Origin of the sequence: Williamsia muralis (assembly GCF_002735905.1) — a bacterium.
GTDB classification, from domain to species: Bacteria; Actinomycetota; Actinomycetes; order Mycobacteriales; family Mycobacteriaceae; genus Williamsia; species Williamsia muralis_A.
The window spans coordinates 26,323-44,187 of record NZ_PEBD01000010.1; the positions used below are offsets into that span (position 1 = coordinate 26,323).

Sequence of the window (17,865 nt, forward strand, 5' to 3'; positions counted from 1 at the left end):
GGCATTTCGGGCGGGTTCGCAGTTTATCCACAGGCCTATTTCTGCTCCCGAATTGCTCCTGAATTCACCTTGACACCGTTGTAAGGCAAGGGCTACTTTTCGAGTGGCCCAGATCACACCCCGGACTGGGCACGCCGAATGCATTCGCATCCGGCGCACATCCCGTGTAACTCGGAGGGCCTGGCCCGGGCTTGTCAGCCGTGGCCACATGCCGCCGGGAAAGGCATTGAAATGCGCAAGAGAACCAGCCGGATGGCGGCAATGTTTGTCGCGGCGGCGTGTGTCTTTTCCGTCGTCTCCTGTAGCGACGACAGCGGGTCCGACGAAGGCGGCACCACTGCGGCCGCCCCGTCGGAGAGCGGTACCAAGGCGACGGGCACCCCGATCAAGGTCGGATTCCTCAACCCATCGAACGGTCCGATCACCCAGCCAGGAGTAGAGGTCGGCCAGAAGGCCGCGGTCAAGTACATCAACGATTCGCTCGGCGGTGTCGACGGCCATCCGATCGAGGTCACCAGTTGCGCGGTGGACGTGTCCGCGCCCGAGTCGACCATCGGTTGCGCCAATCAGCTTGTGCAGGCGGGTGTCTCCGCGGTCATCGACGGCTACGACGCCGCGTCCAGTGCTGCACTTCCCATCCTCAAGTCGGCGAACATCCCACTCGTCGGCCAGATCCCATTCGATTCGGTGACCGGTTCGTCGGCAGACAACCGCGTCTACTTCGGTCCCCCGCAGGCGTCCTTCCTGGTGGGCGTGATGCAGTCGCTCAAGGCGCAGGGAAAGAACTCCCTGACGCTGGCGAATGTGGACGTCGCAGCCGCGCGGCAGACATTCGAACGCATCCTGATGCCGCTGGGCCAGCAGCTCGGCCTGGACGTGAAGAGCGTCTACTACTCGCCGACCAACCCGAACTACACCGCGCTTGCATCCACGATCAACTCCGGTAACCCCGATGCGGGTGGTCTGATGACGTCGCAGACCGACGCAAACTGCACCAAGCTCGCGCAGTCGCTGAAGTCCGTCGGCTTCAAGAACACCATGTTCCTCGCTGCATGCACCGAGTTCATCGAGACGATGGGTGCACAGGCTGTCGGCGCCCAGACCTACTCGCCGATCTGGCTCGAGCCGGCAAAGGACTCGGCCCCGGCCGAGATGCAGGAGAACCTGGACATCACCAAGAAGTACGTGGATGAGGCAGGCGACTCCGGCGGCTTCTACGCCTACGGCACCTTCTCGACGTTCGTCGACTTCGCCCGGACGCTGAACACCGCCAAGCCGGCCGAGTACACCGGACCTTCGATCCTCGCCGCACTCAAGGGCGTGACCGACTACCAGAGCTGGTTGGGCCCGAAGCTCAGCTGTGGCAAGGCGACCTCGCCGAACTGCACCACCGAGATGTTCGTCTTCGAGGTGGTCGGTGACAAGAAGACCGAGCCCGTCGGCGGCGGACTGACCCAGCCCAACCCGGCTGCACTGCAAGCTATCCCGGGCGCCAGCTAGTCGAAGCCGCTACACGACAGCACAAACCACTGGGGGGTGGATCGCTCGAGACACTCGAGTGATCCACCCCCTGGCCTCGATGCCTTGATCACGCGCATATTCGCCTTGTCACGCAGATCCACACAGTGAGGTGGGCAACGACCCATGAGTCAATTCCTTCAATTCGTCGTCCTCGGCCTGGCGGTCGGGTCGGTCTACTCCGTGTTCGCCACATCGCTGGTGGGCATCTACGCAGCCACGGGTGTCATCAACTTCGCGCAGGGTTCCATCGCCCTGTGGGCGGTGTACGTGGTTGCCGCACTGCGCACCGACGGAACGTTTGTTCTCCCGATCGGGAGCATCAGCCTCGGCAGTGAAGACAGTCCGACGCCGATGGTCCTCGCCATCGTGATCGGTGTGGCCTCTGCTGCGCTGTGGGCGCTGATCGCGCACTACCTCATCTTCCGGCCTCTGCGCCGCGCCCCGGTGCTGGCGCAGGTCGTCGCGTCGGTCGGCCTCATGCTGTTCCTCCAGGCGCTCGTGGACCTGCGATTCGACACCGAATCGCTGATGGCACTGCCGATCCTGCCGCAGACCACCTTCGAGCTGGCCGGGGCCGTCATCAACCTCAGCGACCTCCTGCTCGCAGTCGTGGCGATCATCATCGCGCTGCTCTTCTGGGCCTACTTCAGTCTGACCACCTTCGGGGTGGCCACCCGCGCCGGCTCCGAGGACGAACTCGCGGCACGACTCGCGGGGTACTCGCCCGACCGGCTTGCCGCCATCGTGTGGGTCATCACCGGTGCGGCCTCAGGTCTCATCGTGGTGCTCGGTGCGTACACCATCGGCTTGGATGCGACGAGCTACACGTTCTACATCATCCCGGCACTAGCCGTCGCACTCGTCGGAAGGCTGACGTCGTTCGGGGTCGCCTGTGTCGCAGGCCTTGTGCTCGGTGCGTTCCAGGCCGTCATCCTGTGGGCCGGCACCCTGGAGTGGTGGCCGACATGGGCACAGACCGGTGTCGGCGACGCCGTGCCGTTCATCGTCGTGGTGATCGCGCTGTTCCTGCTGGGCGGCAAGATCCCGTCTCGTGGCTCGCTCGGTGAAGCCAAGATGCCTGCGGTCTTCATTCCGAAGATCCGTCCGATCCCTGTTGTGCTGACGATCGGTGCCGTGGTGGCGGCGGTGCTGTTGACATCCGGCAGTTGGCGTTTCGGAATCGTGACGTCGATGATCCTGTCGCTGATTGCGCTGTCGCTGGTGTTGCTGACCGGCTATCTCGGTCAGATCTCGCTGGCGAGCATGGCGTTCGCGGGTTCGGCAGGGTTTGCCCTGTCGAAGGTGACGACGAACTGGGGCGTTCCGTTCCCGCTGAGCATCCTGCTCTCGGCGCTGATCGCCACCGCGCTCGGAGTGGTCGTCGGCGTTCCCGCCCTTCGCATTCGCGGTGCCCAGCTCGCAGTGGTGACGCTGGCGGCGGCGCTGGCGATCCAGAGTTTCGTGTTCAACAACCCGTCGATCACCCCGTTCGAAGGCAACCTGATCTCCGATCCGAAATTGTTCGGCTGGGACCTGTCGGTGCGCCAAGGTTCGGAACTCACGACCATCGAGTTCTCGATGATGGTCCTCGTGGTGGTTACCGTACTGACCCTCATCGTGATGCGTTTCATGGCAGGCGCCACCGGACGCGCCTTCCTGGCCGTGCGTTCGAATGAGCGGGCCGCCGCGTCGGTCGGAATCAATGTCGCCGCAACGAAATTGCTCGGCTTCGCCCTCTCGGCGTTCCTGGCCGGGGTGGGTGGATGCCTCATCGGGTACAGCCGCGGACAGCTGTCGGCGGCGTCGTTCACGGTGATCATCGGGCTGACCCTGTTGGCGATGACCTACGTCGGCGGGATCACGTCGGTGTCCGGTGCCTTCATCGCCGGCATCATCGGCCCCTTGGGCGTGGGGTATGTGTTCCTCACCCAGACAATCGATTTCGGTCAGTACTACCAGATCATCGCCGCTGGCAGCCTGCTGCTGATGGCGGTGCTGAACCCCGTCGGCGTCGTCGGTGCCGTCAGGGAGACCGTCGACCACATCAAGGCGAGGGCCGGGAAGAACCGGAACAACAACACATCCGGACCGGACACGTCGTCGGTCGCAACATCCGAACCGAAAGCGAGCTCTCATGTCGGCTGAAGCACAGGGCGCACTGCTGCAGGCCCGCAATCTGTCGGTGCGGTACGGCGGGGTCGTCGCCAATGACAACATCACCCTCGAGGTAGGCGCCGGCGAAATCGTCGGACTGATCGGTCCGAACGGCGCGGGCAAGACGACCTTCGTCGACGCCGTCACCGGTTTCACCAAGTCGACCGGTGAGGTGTCGATGGCGGGCGTCCGGATCGACGGACGCCCTCCACACCGGCGACGGGGAACAGGAATGGCCCGAACCTGGCAGGCGGGTGAGCTGTTCGCCGACCTGACCGTCGCGGAGAACCTCGCGGTCGCGGTGCAGAAACCGGGACTCAAGGCGCTCGTCACCGACGTACTCACCGGCTCCAGGCCGCCCGCCGACACGATCGGCGACGCGCTCGCGATGGTGGGTCTGACCGAAGCCGCCGACAAGCGTCCGAGTGAACTGGCTCTGGGCCAGCAAAAGTTGGTCGGTGTGGCCCGGGCGCTCGTCGGAGGCACCAGCATGGTGCTCCTCGACGAGCCCGCCGCAGGTCTGGACACCCATGAGAGTCGAGACTTCGGCAACGAGTTGCGCCGGATCGCCGCCAGCGGAATCGGTGTCCTGCTCATCGACCACGACATGTCACTGGTCCTCGATGTGTGCCACCGCTTGTACGTGCTCGACTTCGGCAAAGTCATCGCTGCGGGACCCCCTCAGGAGATCCGCGACGACCCCAAGGTCGTGTCGGCATACCTGGGCAGTGCCGAGGTGGAGGCCGAAGTAGAGATCGACGAAAACGGACAGTCCGCGGCTTCGCCTGTACTGCAGAAAGGTACGGCACAGTGACACATTCATCTGGGACACATTCATCTGGGACACATTCATCCGGGACAAATCCATCTGAAACCAACCCTTCTGGGACCGAACCCCCGATGCCCGGGTCTTCCGCGACGCACCCTGCCGGGGCGCATGCAGCCGGAACCGACAAGCGCGCCCCGACAACCGGATCCGGCGACCCGGTGCTGACCATCGAGGGCCTCAACGTCGGATACGGCGGTGTGCCGGCCGTGCGCGATTTCAATGCCAGCTTGCGCGCGGGGGAGATACTGGCGCTGCTCGGGCCCAACGGCGCCGGAAAGACCACCACCCTGCTCGCGACGATCGGTGCGTTACCCGTGCTGTCGGGCAAGGTCACCGCACTCGGGCAGCCGCTGGACAAACGCGTCGAGCGCAACGCCCGCCGCGGGGTGACGATGGTGCCGGACAACCGTGGTGTGTTCCACAAGCTCACGGTCTCGGACAACCTCCGATTGTCCAAACGCAAGAACGGTGCCGAGCTGAGTGACGTCTTCGAGTACTTCCCGAAGCTCAAAACCCTCAAAGGTCGGCGCTGCGGCAATCTCTCGGGTGGGGAGCAGCAGATGCTGGCCCTGGCCAAGGCGCTCCTGGCCAGACCGAAGGTGTTGCTCATCGACGAACTCAGCCTGGGTCTGTCGCCGATCGCGGTGAAAGATCTGCTGCCCCGTCTGCGTACCATCGCCGACGAGCAGGACATGGCAGTGGTCCTGGTGGAGCAGCACATCGACCTCGCGCTCGCTATCGCCGACTCGGCGATAGTGCTGCACCATGGCCGGGTTGCACTGTCCGGGCCCGCAAGTGACCTCCGAGGACAACGAGACAAGGTGGAGGCGGCATACTTCGGCCGGGTCGACGGCGACGTCGCGGCCACGCACTAGACACCGATTCGGTGGATGCTGCGTCAGATTCGCGTGGAGGAGGGGCAGTGCCGAAGGCGAGCAGCCAGAAGCGTGGTGGATCTCCTGCCGCGCCGAACCCAGCGAAAGCCGCTGCCCGCAGCACGCGGAACCGTCCCACCGATTCCGAATTGCTCGACGCCGCGCTGTCGGTGATCGCGGACGTCGGCGCCGAACGCGCAACGATGGACATGATCGCCGACCGCGGTGGCACCTCGCGGGTGACCCTCTACGCGCACTTCGGTTCTCGTGACGGGCTCGTGGACGCAGTCATCGACCGGGAGCTGGATGCGCTGACCGCGTGGATGTTCGCCGCGTACGACAAGGGTGAAACCATGGCCTACGGTGACCGGGCGAAGTATTCGGTCGAGTCGCTGTTCGAGTACGCCCGGAAACAACCCGAGGGTTTCCGGGTACTGCTCACCAACCGTGCCGACGACAACGTCCCCGGGCGCAGGCTCTTCGCAGCCCTGGAACCGCGGATTGCGGAACGACTCCGGGCCAACTACGCCGAACGAGGGGTGCAGGTGCAGGCCAGTGCCGACACCCTGGCCTCGCTGCTCCTCGGGATGAGCCTGGACGTGGCCTACCGCGCGGTGATCGTGTCCGGCGCGGGAATCGACGCGGCGTGCGATCTGGCGGTGACGGCGTCACTCGCGGTATTGCGTTCGGTGGAGGTCCGCCAACTCCATGCGATCGACGAGTCGCTCGCAACGCGATGATCCGGCGCGACGAGAACTGACCGTGCGCTCCCCCGAAACAGGAACACGTTCTAATCTAGAGCGGTGGACGTGACATATGAAGAGAGCAAAAGGGAACTGCAGACCGACCAAGGGGTACTGCGATACCACGAAGCGGGGTCGGGTCCGCCGCTGATCCTGCTGCACGGTTCGGGACCGGGTGTCACCGGCTGGCGCAACTACCGCGGCAACATCGGCGTCTTCGCCGAGACCCATCACTGCTACGTGCTCGAGTTCCCGGGCTTCGGGGTCAGCGACGCGGTCAAAGGGCACCCCGTGCTCACCGCCGGATCGTCGGTCATCCGGTTCATGGACGCTCTCGGTATCGAGTCAGCGCCGGTGATCGGGAACTCCATGGGTGGTGTGGTCGGGGTCAACCTCGCCATCAAGAAGCCCGAGCGGGTCAGCAAGCTCGTGACGATCGGGGGCGTCGGCCCGAACGTCTTCAGCTCCAGCCCCAGCGAAGGACTGCGGCTGTTACAGGAGTTCACCGACGGGCCCGACCGGGACAAGCTGGTGCGGTGGCTGACCGCCATGGTCTACGACCCCGCGCTCATCACCGAGGAGCTCATCGAGGAGCGCTGGGAAGCGGCCATCAACCCGGACGCACAGGAGACCGCGCAGATGATGTACGGCTCCGCAGCTTTCGCCATGCAGCAACAATTCATGGCCGCATCGGACACGCCGCCCTACTGGTCCATGATGCACAAGGTGTCCTGCCCGACCCTGCTCACCTGGGGTCGCGACGATCGGGTGAGTCCGCCGGACATGTCGATGGTGCCCATGCGGCTGATCCCGAACGCCGAACTGCACATCTTCCCGAACTGCGGCCACTGGGTGATGATCGAGGCGAAGAAGGCCTTCGAAGGAGCGGTGCTCGACTTCCTGGGTCGGTGAGTCGAGTCGCGCGGCCGGTCGCCGCTGTTGGGTCAGTGGGCGTCAGGTCCGGCGGTGACCACCTGAAGGGCGACCTCCGCGAGCTTGACGTTGGCATCCTGTGACAGTCGTGCCAGCAGGCGGAACGCCTCGTCCGGGTCGAGTCCGTACCGTTCCATGATCATGCCCTTGGCCTGACCGATGATGTCGCGGTTGGTGAGAGCGGCACGGATCTGGTCCCGTTCGCGAACAGCCGAGAACGCGATCGCCGCGTGTGCGGCGAACAGTGAACCGATCGATACAGACTCGTCGTCGAACGCATTCGGCGTCGAACTGTGCAGATTGAGGGCGCCGAAGTTCTCGTTCTCGATGTAGAGGCAGAAGCAGATCATCGACTTGATGCCGAGCTCGTTGGCGCCGGCGGCGAATGCGGGCCAGCGGGAGTCGGTTGCCATGTCGTCGATGCGCACGGTTTCTTCGCTGAGGGCCGAGCGAATGCAGGGACCTTCTCCGAGCTCCTGCTGCAACTCGTCCGACTTGCCTGCCAGGTCACCGATCATCACGGGTGTCTGGACCTGGCCTTTGCCCGTCACGAGCGTGACGCTGGCGTACTCCGCGCCGGGAACCGACTCAACGGCCGACTTTGAGATAGCATGCAAAATGGACTCGGTGTCTTTACTCTCCGACCGCAAAAGCCGCGCCACGTCGGCCATCTGAGCCGACAAGGCGGTGGACGGTGGGTAGATCTGTTGTGACTCCATGTGACCTCATCCTCGCAATGCCGTTTCCCGACGACAGGGAAAGCCTACTTTCCGATGTCAAATTGCCGCGTCTCGACTGACGTGATCATACTGCCCCGCAAATAGCTGCGACGTGGGAATACGTGGCGAGATGGCGATGTGAACGACGACTCTCGCATTCGGTTGTGGCCGTTGAACAAAGGACACCCTGTCGAGTATGTTGGGCGTTCTGGCGCGCGGGGGGATCAACCGAAGGAATTACATGCAGATCAACGCAACCAGCCGTCGCGGCCTCGGCCGACTGACGGTCGCCGTGGCGGGGGCGGTTCTGTATGTGGGCTTTTCTGCGTCCCCGATCGGAGCCGACCCCCTGTGGCCCGGTGGGCCCGAGGTCCCGGGCGTTTCCGCGCCATCGGCCCCCAGCACGAGCCCGAGTACCTCGCCGAGCGAAGACCGCCCACTCGGCCGGGCGAACTTCTCCACACCGACGCTCGATCCCGCTGACGGTGAGACCGTCGGCGTGGCGCAGCCCGTGGTGATCAGGTTCCAAAACGCCATCGACGACAAGAAGACGGCCGAGAAGGCCATTCGCGTCACCACCAGTCCGGAAGTGAAGGGTCACCTCTACTGGGTGGGCCACAAAGAGGTTCGGTGGAAGCCTGAGGAATTCTGGCCCGCCGGCACCGAGGTGACTGTCGAAGCCGGTAGTGCCACATCGAATTTCACGATCGGCAAGTCGTGGGTGGCCACGGCCGACGACAACACCCACACCATCACCGTGGCCGTCGACGGTGAGGCGGTACGCACGATGCCGATGTCGATGGGGTCGAACGACAACCCCACACCCAACGGGATCTACACCGTGGGCGAACGATTCGCCGACATGTACATGGACTCCTCGACCTACGGGGTGCCGGTCGATTCGCCCGACGGCTACCGCACCTACGTCGAGTACGCGACGCGCATCTCCAACAGCGGCATCTTCGTGCATGCGGCGCCCTGGTCGGTGGGACAGCAAGGCAACACCAATGTCTCGCACGGTTGCCTCAACGTGAGCACCGAGGACGGCCGCTGGTTCTTCGAGAACGCACCCAAGGGCGCACCCGTCATCGTGCAGAACACCATCGGCGGAACCGTCGATCCCGCCGACGGCCTCACCGACTTCACCACGCCGTAGACCCCGATCTTGGTGGGTTCGGGCGAGTGAACCCGCAGGTCGCGCTCACCGGAACCCACCAAAAGCGGGGATGCTGGGGTCACCAGATGCGGACGCGGTCCCCGTCGTCGAGATACAGGCCGTCATCGGGGCTGACATCAAAGGCCTCGTAGAAGGCGTCGATGTTGCTGATCACCCCGTTGCAGCGGAACTCCGGCGGTGAATGCGGGTCGATCGACAACCGGCGGATGGCCTCGGCCTCACGGGTTTTGGTGCGCCAGACCTGAGCCCACCCGTAGAACACCCGCTGCAGACCGGTCAGTCCGTCGATCACCGGGGCCGGCTTGCCGTCCAAAGCGATCTGGTACGCCACCAACGAGATCGACAGCCCGCCTAGGTCGCCGATGTTCTCGCCGATGGTGAACTCGCCGTTGACCTTGTACTTCTCGTCGAGGCCCTTGGGGGTGAAGTTGCCGTACTGGTCGATGAGTTTGCGTGTGCGGGTACCGAACTCGGCACGATCGTCGTCGGTCCACCAGTCGACCAGGTTGCCGTCGCCGTCGTACTTGGCACCTTGATCGTCGAACCCGTGCCCGATCTCGTGACCGATGACCGCGCCGATGCCGCCGTAGTTCGCCGCATCGTCGGCCTCGGGGTCGAAGAACGGCGGTTGCAGGATGGCCGCGGGGAAGACGATCTCGTTCATGCCAGGGTTGTAGTAGGCATTGACCGTCTGCGGGGTCATGAACCACTCGTCGTGGTCCACCGGGGCGCCGATCTTCGCGAACTCCCGGTCTTCTTCGTAAGCGCTAGCGCGAGCGATGTTGCCGAACAAGTCGTCCCGTTCGATGCGTAGCGAAGAGTAGTCGCGCCAGGTCGCCGGATAACCGATCTTCGGGGTGAACTTCTCGAGCTTGACCAGTGCCTTCTCGCGGGTCTGCGGGCTCATCCAGTCGAGGTCGCTGATGTTACGGCGATAGGCTTTGACGAGGTTGTCGATCAAGACGTCCATCCGGGCCTTGGCCTCGGGCGGGAAGTGCTTGGCCACATACAGTTTCCCGACGGCGAAGCCCAGGCACTGCTCCACCAGCCCGACCCCGCGCTTCCAGCGGTCGCGGATCACCTCCGAACCGGTCAGGGTCTTGCCGTAGAAGGCGAAGTTCTCGGCGACGAACTCGTCGGACAGGTACGGCGATGCCGAATGCAACAGACGCCACTGCGCCCATGTCTTCCACTCGTCGAGGTCGCGGTCGGCCCACAACGCCGCCACACCTTCGACGAAAGTCGGCTGCCCGACCACCACTTCGCCGAACGTGGTCGCAGGTTCGGTGTGCAGCCCCGAGATCCAGGATTCGACGTCGAAGCCTGCTGCCTGGTCGGTCAATTCGGCAAAGGAGCGCAGGTTGTAGGACAGGTCGGCGTCGCGGCGACGAACCACGTCCCAGTGCTGCGCAGCAATGGCCGTCTCCAGATCCACAACCGTTGCCGCACGCGCTGCCGCGTCGTCGAAGCCGGCGAGTGCAAACATCTTCTCCACGTGTGCGCGGTAGGCGGTCACGGTCTCGGCGTGGTTGTCCTCGCGGTAGTACGACTCGTCGGGCAGACCGATCCCGGACTGCGTGATGTGGATCAAGTATCGATCGGATTGCTTGGCGTCGGTGTCGACGTAGTATCCGAAGAGCCCGCCGATGCCCCGGCGTTGCTGCGCACCGACGAGGCGGGCGAGCTCGGTGCGGTCCGCGGCAGCGGCCAGATCGTCGAGGTCGCCGCGAATCGGCGAGATGCCCACTTCGTTGATGCGGGACTCGTCCATGAAACTGGCGAAGAGGTCGCCGATCTTCTGGGCGTCGCTCCCCGGCGCCGGATCGTTCTCCGCGCACTCGGTGATCAGGTCGCGGACGTTCTCCTCGGCGCGGTCGCGGAGCACATGGAACGCGCCGTCGACGGGACGGTCGTCGGGGATGATGTGCTCGCGCAACCATGCCCCGTTGACGTGCTCGAACAGGTCATCCTGCGGTCGCACCGATTCATCGACCCAGCTGAGGTCGATCCCGGACCTGGGGTCCGACGCGTCGGCGGTGATGGAGGGGGTATCGGTGGAAGAAGTCACCAGACCATCCTGGCACTTGAGCCACTTTTCGTCAGCCGACGGCCGGTGCGGCGTCCTGATGGGCATTGAGCAACAGGTGGTCGAAGCTCTGGCGAGCCGTGTCGTCGATGCTCACCGTGCCCGAGGCAGCAGCGACGATGTTCTGTGCCAGGGTGCGCAATTTTGTGTTCGTCTGCTGGGAGCGCCAGGTGAGCACGTCGAAAGCCCGGTCGGCCGGGATGCCGTAGACCAGCATCAACATGCCCTTCGCCTGCTCGATCACGGCCCGTGATGCTGCGAAGTTCTTGACCGCCGCATCCATCGTCTCTTTGAGCTCGTTGTCGTGACTGTCGGAGAGATCGACGTAGAAGCCCTCGGTGCCGGTCACGGCGCCCGACTCGTCGAGCATCTGGTCGCCGATGACCAGCACGTGCCGAACCCGGCCCTCGCGGTCGATGATGCGGTGACGGCTGCTGAAGGGTCGTCCGTCCCGGACCAGGCCATCGATGGCCTGGGCGACCCGCTCGCGGTCGTCGGGATGTTTGTGGTCGAGCAGGAACTGCGTGGTGGGATTCACCTCGCCGGGACGGTACCCGTGAATCGCGGCGACCTCATCGGACCACTCCCAACGCTGGTCTCTCGCATAGAAGCGGAAACTACCCACCGTGTGGGGGGTGCCACCCAGGACGTGTTCGACGGACTGGCCATCGGTGGGGTTGTTTTCCATGTAGAAGCTCCTCGGCCAACATGCGGACAGGTTTGTAGAACCGTCGCGCTGTGTTGCAGGTTGGCGGCTAACTGAGGCCCACTATCTGGAGCTAAAGATTTTTTAGCATGAAGATGCGATCCATCGCCACACGCCCCGCGGTCGAGTCGCAATTGCGGACACACCCCCGCTCACCGCCTGTGATGCCGAGTGTGGACCACTTGAGAGCCGTCGTCGGCCGATGTCGGGCCTACTACATGCCCGCCAGGGCGTAAAGAGTTGCGAGCGGGCGAACTGTATCTCGTCCTGCCCGATGTCGGCGGGGCTACTGTGGCGCAGTGTTCACGACGACCCTGGTGCGACGGCTTGCGGTGGATCTGTGCCGCGTCGGCGCCCAGAGCTGTTGTCGATAGCCATGTTCGAGCTCGGTTGCGGCTTGTCGGCCGGTGCCTGAGCACGTTCTCCCGTCCCACTTGATCGATTCTTCGGCGCCCCCCGGCCGCCTCGGGGATCAATCGTCTTCCGCTCGATACGAGCCTCCATGTCACCAGGGGTTTTGCAGTGTCAGTAGTGCCAGCCATCTCCGAACCGACCGATCAGGACGGCGACCGGGCCATCACTCCGGCATCGTCGCCCCGTGGGCGGCGCAGCTCGAAGGTGTTGTCGCGCATCGGCTTGCCGGTTCTGTCGCTGATCATCTTCATCGCGCTGTGGCAGCTCGTGGTGAGCCTGAAGATCTGGAACGAGACCCTGGTTCCGGCCCCGAGTGCGGTATGGGATGCCTTCGTCCAGACCTCGACGACCAACGACGGGGTGCGGGGCTACGCCGGCAAATACCTATACGAGCACCTCCTGATCAGCCTCGAACGAATCGCGTACGGCACCGTGATCGGCATCGCCGTCGGTATCGCCTTCGGCTTGCTGATGGGCACGTTCGGCAAGGTCCGCGCGGTCTTCGAACCGTGGATCACGTTCCTGCGCACCCTGCCGCCGCTGGCCTACTTCTCCCTGCTCATCATCTGGCTGGGCATCAACGAAGAACCCAAGATCACCTTGCTGGCCATCGCTGCGTTCCCTCCCGTGGCCGTCGCCACCACATCTGCAGTGCTGGCAGCACCCCAAAGCCTCACCGAAGCAGCAAAAGCGCTGGGCGGCAGCAAGTTCGATGTGATCAAGGATGTGGTGGTGCCGTCGGCATTGCCGGAGACCTTCACCGGGATCCGTCTCGCTGTCGGCGTCGCCTACTCATCGTTGGTCGCGGCCGAGTTGGTCAACGGTCTGCCGGGAATCGGCGGGATGGTGCGAGATGCCGCCAATTACAACAACACTCCGGTGGTGCTGGTGGGCATCGTCGCGATCGGGACCTCGGGGCTCATCATCGACGGTCTGCTGCAACTCATCGAGCGCAAGACCGTGCCCTGGCGTGGTCGCGCCTGACCGACGCCACCTGAACTCCATACAGCAAGTCCCACAGAGAGAAAGAACCCGAACGAACATGAGCGATACAGCCCTGCCCGGACGCCTGCGTCGACGATGGACAACCGTGGTCGCCGCGCTCGCGGCGCTGACCCTGACGCTCGGCCTCGCCGCCTGCTCCGACGACAGCGACAGCGGCAAGACCATCACCATCGGATATCAGGCCTTCCCCAGCGGCGACCTCATCGTCAAGAACCAGAAATGGCTCGAGCAAGCGCTGCCAGACCACACCATCAAATGGACGAAGTTCGAGTCCGGAGCCACCATCAACCAGGCCTTCATCGGCAACTCGATCGACATCGGCGCAATCGGTTCGAGTCCGGTGGCCCGTGGACTCTCCGGTGCCTCGCCGATCGGATACAAGGTCGCGTTCGTCCTGGATGTCGCCGGTGACAACGAGGCGCTCGTCGCCCGGAACGGCACGAACATCAACAGCGTCGCCGATCTGCGCGGCAAGACCATCGGAACCGCGCTCGCATCCACAGCTCACTACAGTCTGCTGGTCGCACTCGAGCAGGCCGGTCTCAAAGCGAGCGACGTCAAGATCGTCGACCTGCAGCCCCAGGCGATCCTGGCGGCCTGGGAACGCGGCGACATCGACGCCGCCTACACCTGGCTGCCGACGCTCGACGAGCTGCGCAAGACCGGCAAAGATCTGGTCACCAGCCGGGCCATCGGTGAATCAGGCAATCCCACACTGGATCTCGGCGTGGTGTCGAACAAACTGATCGAGAGTGACCCGGAAGCGGTCAACGCATGGCGCAAGGTGCAGGCCCGCGCTCTCGAACTCATCAAGTCCGATCCCGCCGCAGCAGCCGGGTTCATCGCACCCGAACTGGGGATCAGCGCCGATGAGGCACTCGGTCAGTTGAAGCAGGGTGTGTACCTGACCCCGGAATCGATAGCGTCGCCGCAGTGGCTCGGCACCCCGGGGGCTGTCGGCAACCTCGCCAACAACCTGCTCAGTGCCGCAGAGTTCCTGGTGGAGCAGAAGCAGATCGACAAGGCGCCCACCCTCGAGCAACTGCAGCAGGCGATCTACGTCGAAGGTTTGCCCGGTGCCTTCGCACAGTGACGCCTCGACGTCGGGTGCGATCCGTCTCGACAACGTCTCGCACCGCTACGGCAAGGGTTCGGACACCGTCACCGCGGTTGGTCCGGTCTCCCTCGATGTCCCGGCCGGGGAGTTCCTCGTCCTCGTCGGGGCCTCGGGGTGTGGCAAGAGCACCCTTCTGCGGCTGATCGCGGGATTCGAGAGGCCCACCGAAGGTCGCGTCGATGTGCTGGGCCGACCACCGACCCCGGGCGACTCGGCGGGCGTCGTGTTCCAGCAACCGCGCCTCTTTCCCTGGCGAACCGTCGGCGGCAACGTGGACCTGGCGCTGAGATACGCCGGTGTCGCCAAGTCGGACCGGCCCGGCCGACGGGACCAGCTACTGGAACGGGTCGGTCTGGAGGGCACCGCCGATCGGCGGATCTGGGAGATCTCGGGCGGACAACAACAGCGGGTGGCCATCGCCCGCGCGCTGGCCGCTGAGAACCCGCTGTTCCTTCTCGATGAGCCGTTTGCCGCGCTCGACGCTCTCACGCGGGAGCGTTTGCAAGAAGACGTGCGTGCGGTGAGCACCGAAACCGGCCGTACCTCGGTGTTCGTCACCCACAGTGCCGAGGAAGCAGTGTTCCTCGGGTCCCGGATCGTGGTGTTGACCAGGCGTCCGGGCCGGATAGCACTCGACATCGAGGTCGATCTACCGCGAGGCGACGTCGACGTCGAAGCACTCAGGAGTTCCTCCGAGTACAACGCATTGAGGTCGGAGGTCAGTCACGCGGTGAAGGCGGCGGCTGTGTAATGGGCTCGCTTCGCTCGCGGGCAGACGGCCTGTGTCGCGTGCTCTTCCTTCGTCGACTCGGTCGCTGCGCTCCCTCGCTCCTCTGTCCAGAGCACGCGGGCCGTCTGCCGGGCGGTGCCACGGCGGTGAGCATTCGGGGAATTGTCTTGCTGGCGCACGGCTTTGTGCCTCGCGCCCGTGTTCAAACATGGGCGTGAGGAACAAACACGTGCGGGAGGTTGGCGCCGATGATGACAGGGTGGTGCGTCGTGCTCGCGGGCGGTGCAAACCTCCAGGTCACCGCCCCAAAGCCGTGTGCATCTCCCAGATGAGGACTTCGGCGTCGGTGTCGGCGGTGAGTCTCTCACCGCCGCCATCGGTGATCCGGACTGCGTCGCCGGCGTGCGCCTGGCCGGTGGATTCGAGATCTACAGACCCCGACGCCACGAAGACGTGGCCCCACGGGAGGTCCGGCAAGGTGATCGATTCGCCGGCCGAGAGCCGCGCCACGTGCAGGGCAGCCGAGCGGTTCGCGATCCGGATCGCCGAGTCGTACTTCGGCATACCCGACGCCACGGTGACGAGCCCGCCCGACTGCAACTGATCGCCGATGTCGAGTTGGTCGTAGCCGGGCTCGATGCCGGGCTCGTCGGGAAGCACCCACATCTGCACGAAGTGCACAGGATCGGCGCCGGTTCCCTGGTGTAGCTGCCAGTTGTCGTTGCGTTCGGAATGCCGGATACCGGTGCCCGCACTCATCCGCTGGGCGAGCCCCGGGTAGATGACGCCGGAATGGCCCATCGAGTCCTGATGCACCAGCGACCCCGACAGCACCCACGTGACGATTTCCATGTCCCGATGAGGATGGGTGTCGAAGCCCTGCTGCGGGGCGACGCGGTCGTCGTTGTTCACCAGCAGCACCCCGTGATGTGTGTTGCCCGGGTCGTAGTTGTCGCCGAACGAAAAGCTGTGCCTCGAATCGAGCCAGTCGATGCGGGTGGTGGGTCGGTCGGCAGCGCGGACCAGTTGATGGAGACTCACCCCAACTATCTTCCGCCTGCTCGGTCGTCGTCGCAAAGGTGGACGAATAGGGCCGAAAAGCAGCTGTTTTAAGGGTAGTTACTCGATTGTGACGGTCTCGTAAGCAAGTCGGAAACTACATTGGTGCCATTCACCCTGTTACAGGAGTGAAAATTGTGACTATGCGTCGTTCCCCCGGCCGTTCCGCGGCCATTGCAGTTCTTGCGCTCGTCTGTGCGCTTGCCGCCACGTCTTGTGGCGCCTTCGGCAAGGAACTCGACACCGGCGCCGCCGCGATGCTGAACCGGTTCGCCGCCGCGATGGAAGACCAGGATTCGGCGGCTGCGGCCGGGTTCACATCGGCGCCGGGACCGGCGGGCACCGCGCTGCAAGCCACCCTCACGGGGATGTCGGCACAGAAGGTCGACGTGAAGGTGGGGCACGCCCAGGAGTACACCGACGGCACCGCGACCTTCGACCTCGAGACCACCTGGCAACTCGGCAACGAGCGCGAGTTCACCACGAAGACGGCCGGCTCGGCGCGCAAGCTGTCCCTCGGCTGGAGGGTGAACTGGCAACCCGAACTACTCGCCGACGACATGCCCGCCGGGGGAAGCCTCCGGAACATCCGCACCGACGCACGGCCCTCCCCGGTGGTACTCGACCGCTCCGGCAAGCCGATGCTCAACCTGCAGACGATCAACGAGATCGTTCTCGATCCCGGCGCCACCCGTAATCTGGGGGCGGCGACCACGGCACTTGCCGGGATCATCGCCCCGCTCGCGCCACTGGTCACCCCGGCCGTGATGACCCAGCAGCTTCGCGATTCGGGTAATCAGCCCGTCACCGTCGTGTCCGTACGCGAGTCGGACATGGTGGCGCTGGCCGGCGACCCGAAGTCGGTGCCCGGTGTGTCGATCCGGAAGGTGCCGCAGCTGGTCCTGATCGACCGGCGACTGGACTCGCCGGTACTCGACGGCGTCCACGACTACTGGCAGGCCATCCGCGACGCCACATCCGGATGGGCGGTCCAGATGCTGGCGCCCGGCCAGAAGCCGCTGCAGCTCGCCGGTGAGCAGGGGCCCGCCGGTCCGAACGTGCCCACCACCATCGACCCGACCACCCAGTTGGACGCCCTCGATGCCGTTGTCGAGGTCGCACAACCGGCGAGCATCCTGGTGCTCGACGCCAAGACCGGGGCGATCCGCGCGTCCACCCGCAACGACCTGGCCACCGAACACGGCATCACGATCGGCAGGCAGTACCCGGCGGGCACGACGTTGGGCCCGGCCGCCAAGGTCATCAACGAGGTTGCCGGATCCGATGATTCGAAGGCGGCCGCGTTGCTGGCCCAACTCGGCCTCGACGTGGACTTCACCATCCCGGGTGTCCGCCCCGAGGGCGGAGGGCAGGGCATCGACGCCAAGCCGGTGACCTTCCGCTCCGAGGACCTCACCGTGTCCGCGCTGAACATGGCGACGCTCGGGGTGGCGATAGCCCGCGGCAGTTCGATCGCCCCGTCCATCATCGTGGGGCAACCGGGCCGGGTCTCCGGGGGAGAGCTCGGGACCGTAGATCCTGCGGTGCTCGGCACGGTCGGCAAGGCCATGCGCGACACTGCGACCACGGGTGATGCCAGCGACCTGACGAATGCGTCCGGAATGCGAGCGCTCGTGGGCACCAACGGCCCGCAGGGTCCGGGCTGGTTTGTCGGCATCTCGGGCAGCAAGGTCTTTGTTGTCTACTGCGAGGGCGAACGGTCGGGTACTGCGGCTCTTGCTGTGGCGCAACGATTTCTGACCCCTCGGGTACATCCGCAGTAGCCCTGCCGCCACC

General features: G+C 64.8%; 15 protein-coding genes. 11 read left to right on the forward strand and 4 right to left on the reverse strand.

What is annotated here, in order from left to right; translation table 11 throughout:
* Window positions 1-231: 231 nt before the first annotated feature.
* The 6 genes from CSW57_RS14055 (at window position 232) to CSW57_RS14080 (ending at window position 7,034) form a co-directional block, all read left to right on the forward strand.
* Entirely contained in the window at window positions 232-1,500 is a 1,269-nt protein-coding gene (locus tag CSW57_RS14055) for an ABC transporter substrate-binding protein (RefSeq protein ID WP_223249259.1), read from the forward strand.
* Window positions 1,501-1,644: 144 nt separating this feature from the next.
* Window positions 1,645-3,666, forward strand: a complete 2,022-nt coding sequence (locus CSW57_RS14060; protein WP_099383421.1) for an ABC transporter permease — start codon at window positions 1,645-1,647, stop codon at window positions 3,664-3,666.
* Complete coding sequence (locus tag CSW57_RS14065; RefSeq protein ID WP_099383422.1) at window positions 3,656-4,489, forward strand: ABC transporter ATP-binding protein; 834 nt, start codon at window positions 3,656-3,658, stop codon at window positions 4,487-4,489. Before CSW57_RS14060 ends, CSW57_RS14065 begins: the two co-directional genes overlap by 11 nt.
* A gap of 86 nt (window positions 4,490-4,575) precedes the next feature.
* Window positions 4,576-5,379, forward strand: coding sequence for an ABC transporter ATP-binding protein (locus CSW57_RS14070; protein ID WP_099383423.1), 804 nt, complete (start codon window positions 4,576-4,578; stop codon window positions 5,377-5,379).
* A 47-nt stretch (window positions 5,380-5,426) separates the two neighbouring features.
* Window positions 5,427-6,119, forward strand: coding sequence for a TetR/AcrR family transcriptional regulator (locus CSW57_RS14075; RefSeq protein ID WP_099383424.1), 693 nt, complete (start codon window positions 5,427-5,429; stop codon window positions 6,117-6,119).
* A 63-nt stretch (window positions 6,120-6,182) separates the two neighbouring features.
* Window positions 6,183-7,034: an alpha/beta fold hydrolase gene (locus CSW57_RS14080; RefSeq protein ID WP_099383425.1), complete on the forward strand. Its 852-nt coding sequence runs from the start codon at window positions 6,183-6,185 to the stop codon at window positions 7,032-7,034.
* A 32-nt stretch (window positions 7,035-7,066) separates the two neighbouring features.
* On the opposite strand, the gene CSW57_RS14085 is transcribed toward CSW57_RS14080, so the two are convergent.
* Complete coding sequence (locus CSW57_RS14085; RefSeq protein ID WP_223249260.1) at window positions 7,067-7,774, reverse strand: GAF and ANTAR domain-containing protein; 708 nt, start codon at window positions 7,772-7,774, stop codon at window positions 7,067-7,069.
* Window positions 7,775-8,015: 241 nt separating this feature from the next.
* Here CSW57_RS14085 and CSW57_RS14090 point away from each other — a divergent pair, with 241 nt between their 5' ends.
* Window positions 8,016-8,930 (forward strand): L,D-transpeptidase, encoded by a 915-nt coding sequence (locus CSW57_RS14090; RefSeq protein ID WP_099383426.1) that lies wholly within the window; start codon window positions 8,016-8,018, stop codon window positions 8,928-8,930.
* A gap of 79 nt (window positions 8,931-9,009) precedes the next feature.
* Here CSW57_RS14090 and CSW57_RS14095 read toward each other — a convergent pair whose 3' ends face one another.
* Both CSW57_RS14095 and CSW57_RS14100 read right to left on the reverse strand, forming a co-directional pair.
* Window positions 9,010-11,019 (reverse strand): M13 family metallopeptidase, encoded by a 2,010-nt coding sequence (locus tag CSW57_RS14095; protein ID WP_370623963.1) that lies wholly within the window; start codon window positions 11,017-11,019, stop codon window positions 9,010-9,012.
* A 31-nt stretch (window positions 11,020-11,050) separates the two neighbouring features.
* Window positions 11,051-11,725 carry a PAS and ANTAR domain-containing protein gene (locus tag CSW57_RS14100; RefSeq protein WP_099383427.1) on the reverse strand — a complete coding sequence of 225 codons (675 nt, stop codon included), beginning with the start codon at window positions 11,723-11,725 and terminating at the stop codon, window positions 11,051-11,053.
* Window positions 11,726-12,265: 540 nt separating this feature from the next.
* Here CSW57_RS14100 and CSW57_RS14105 point away from each other — a divergent pair.
* From CSW57_RS14105 to CSW57_RS14115, 3 genes are read left to right on the forward strand one after another with little or no spacing between them, the layout of a single operon-like run.
* Window positions 12,266-13,141 carry an ABC transporter permease gene (locus CSW57_RS14105; RefSeq protein WP_370623744.1) on the forward strand — a complete coding sequence of 292 codons (876 nt, stop codon included), beginning with the start codon at window positions 12,266-12,268 and terminating at the stop codon, window positions 13,139-13,141.
* A gap of 58 nt (window positions 13,142-13,199) precedes the next feature.
* Entirely contained in the window at window positions 13,200-14,255 is a 1,056-nt protein-coding gene (locus tag CSW57_RS14110) for a taurine ABC transporter substrate-binding protein (RefSeq protein ID WP_023962458.1), read from the forward strand.
* Complete coding sequence (locus CSW57_RS14115; RefSeq protein WP_223249261.1) at window positions 14,239-15,030, forward strand: ABC transporter ATP-binding protein; 792 nt, start codon at window positions 14,239-14,241, stop codon at window positions 15,028-15,030. The genes CSW57_RS14110 and CSW57_RS14115 overlap by 17 nt, the downstream gene beginning before the upstream one ends.
* A 276-nt stretch (window positions 15,031-15,306) precedes the next feature.
* On the opposite strand, the gene CSW57_RS14120 is transcribed toward CSW57_RS14115, so the two are convergent.
* Entirely contained in the window at window positions 15,307-16,050 is a 744-nt protein-coding gene (locus CSW57_RS14120) for a pirin family protein (RefSeq protein WP_223249262.1), read from the reverse strand.
* A 161-nt stretch (window positions 16,051-16,211) separates the two neighbouring features.
* Between CSW57_RS14120 and CSW57_RS14125 the strand changes: the two genes are divergently transcribed.
* A complete protein-coding gene (locus CSW57_RS14125; RefSeq protein WP_099383428.1) occupies window positions 16,212-17,852 on the forward strand; it encodes an NTF2-like N-terminal transpeptidase domain-containing protein in 1,641 nt (546 codons plus the stop codon).
* The last annotated feature ends 13 nt before the right edge of the window (window positions 17,853-17,865 follow it).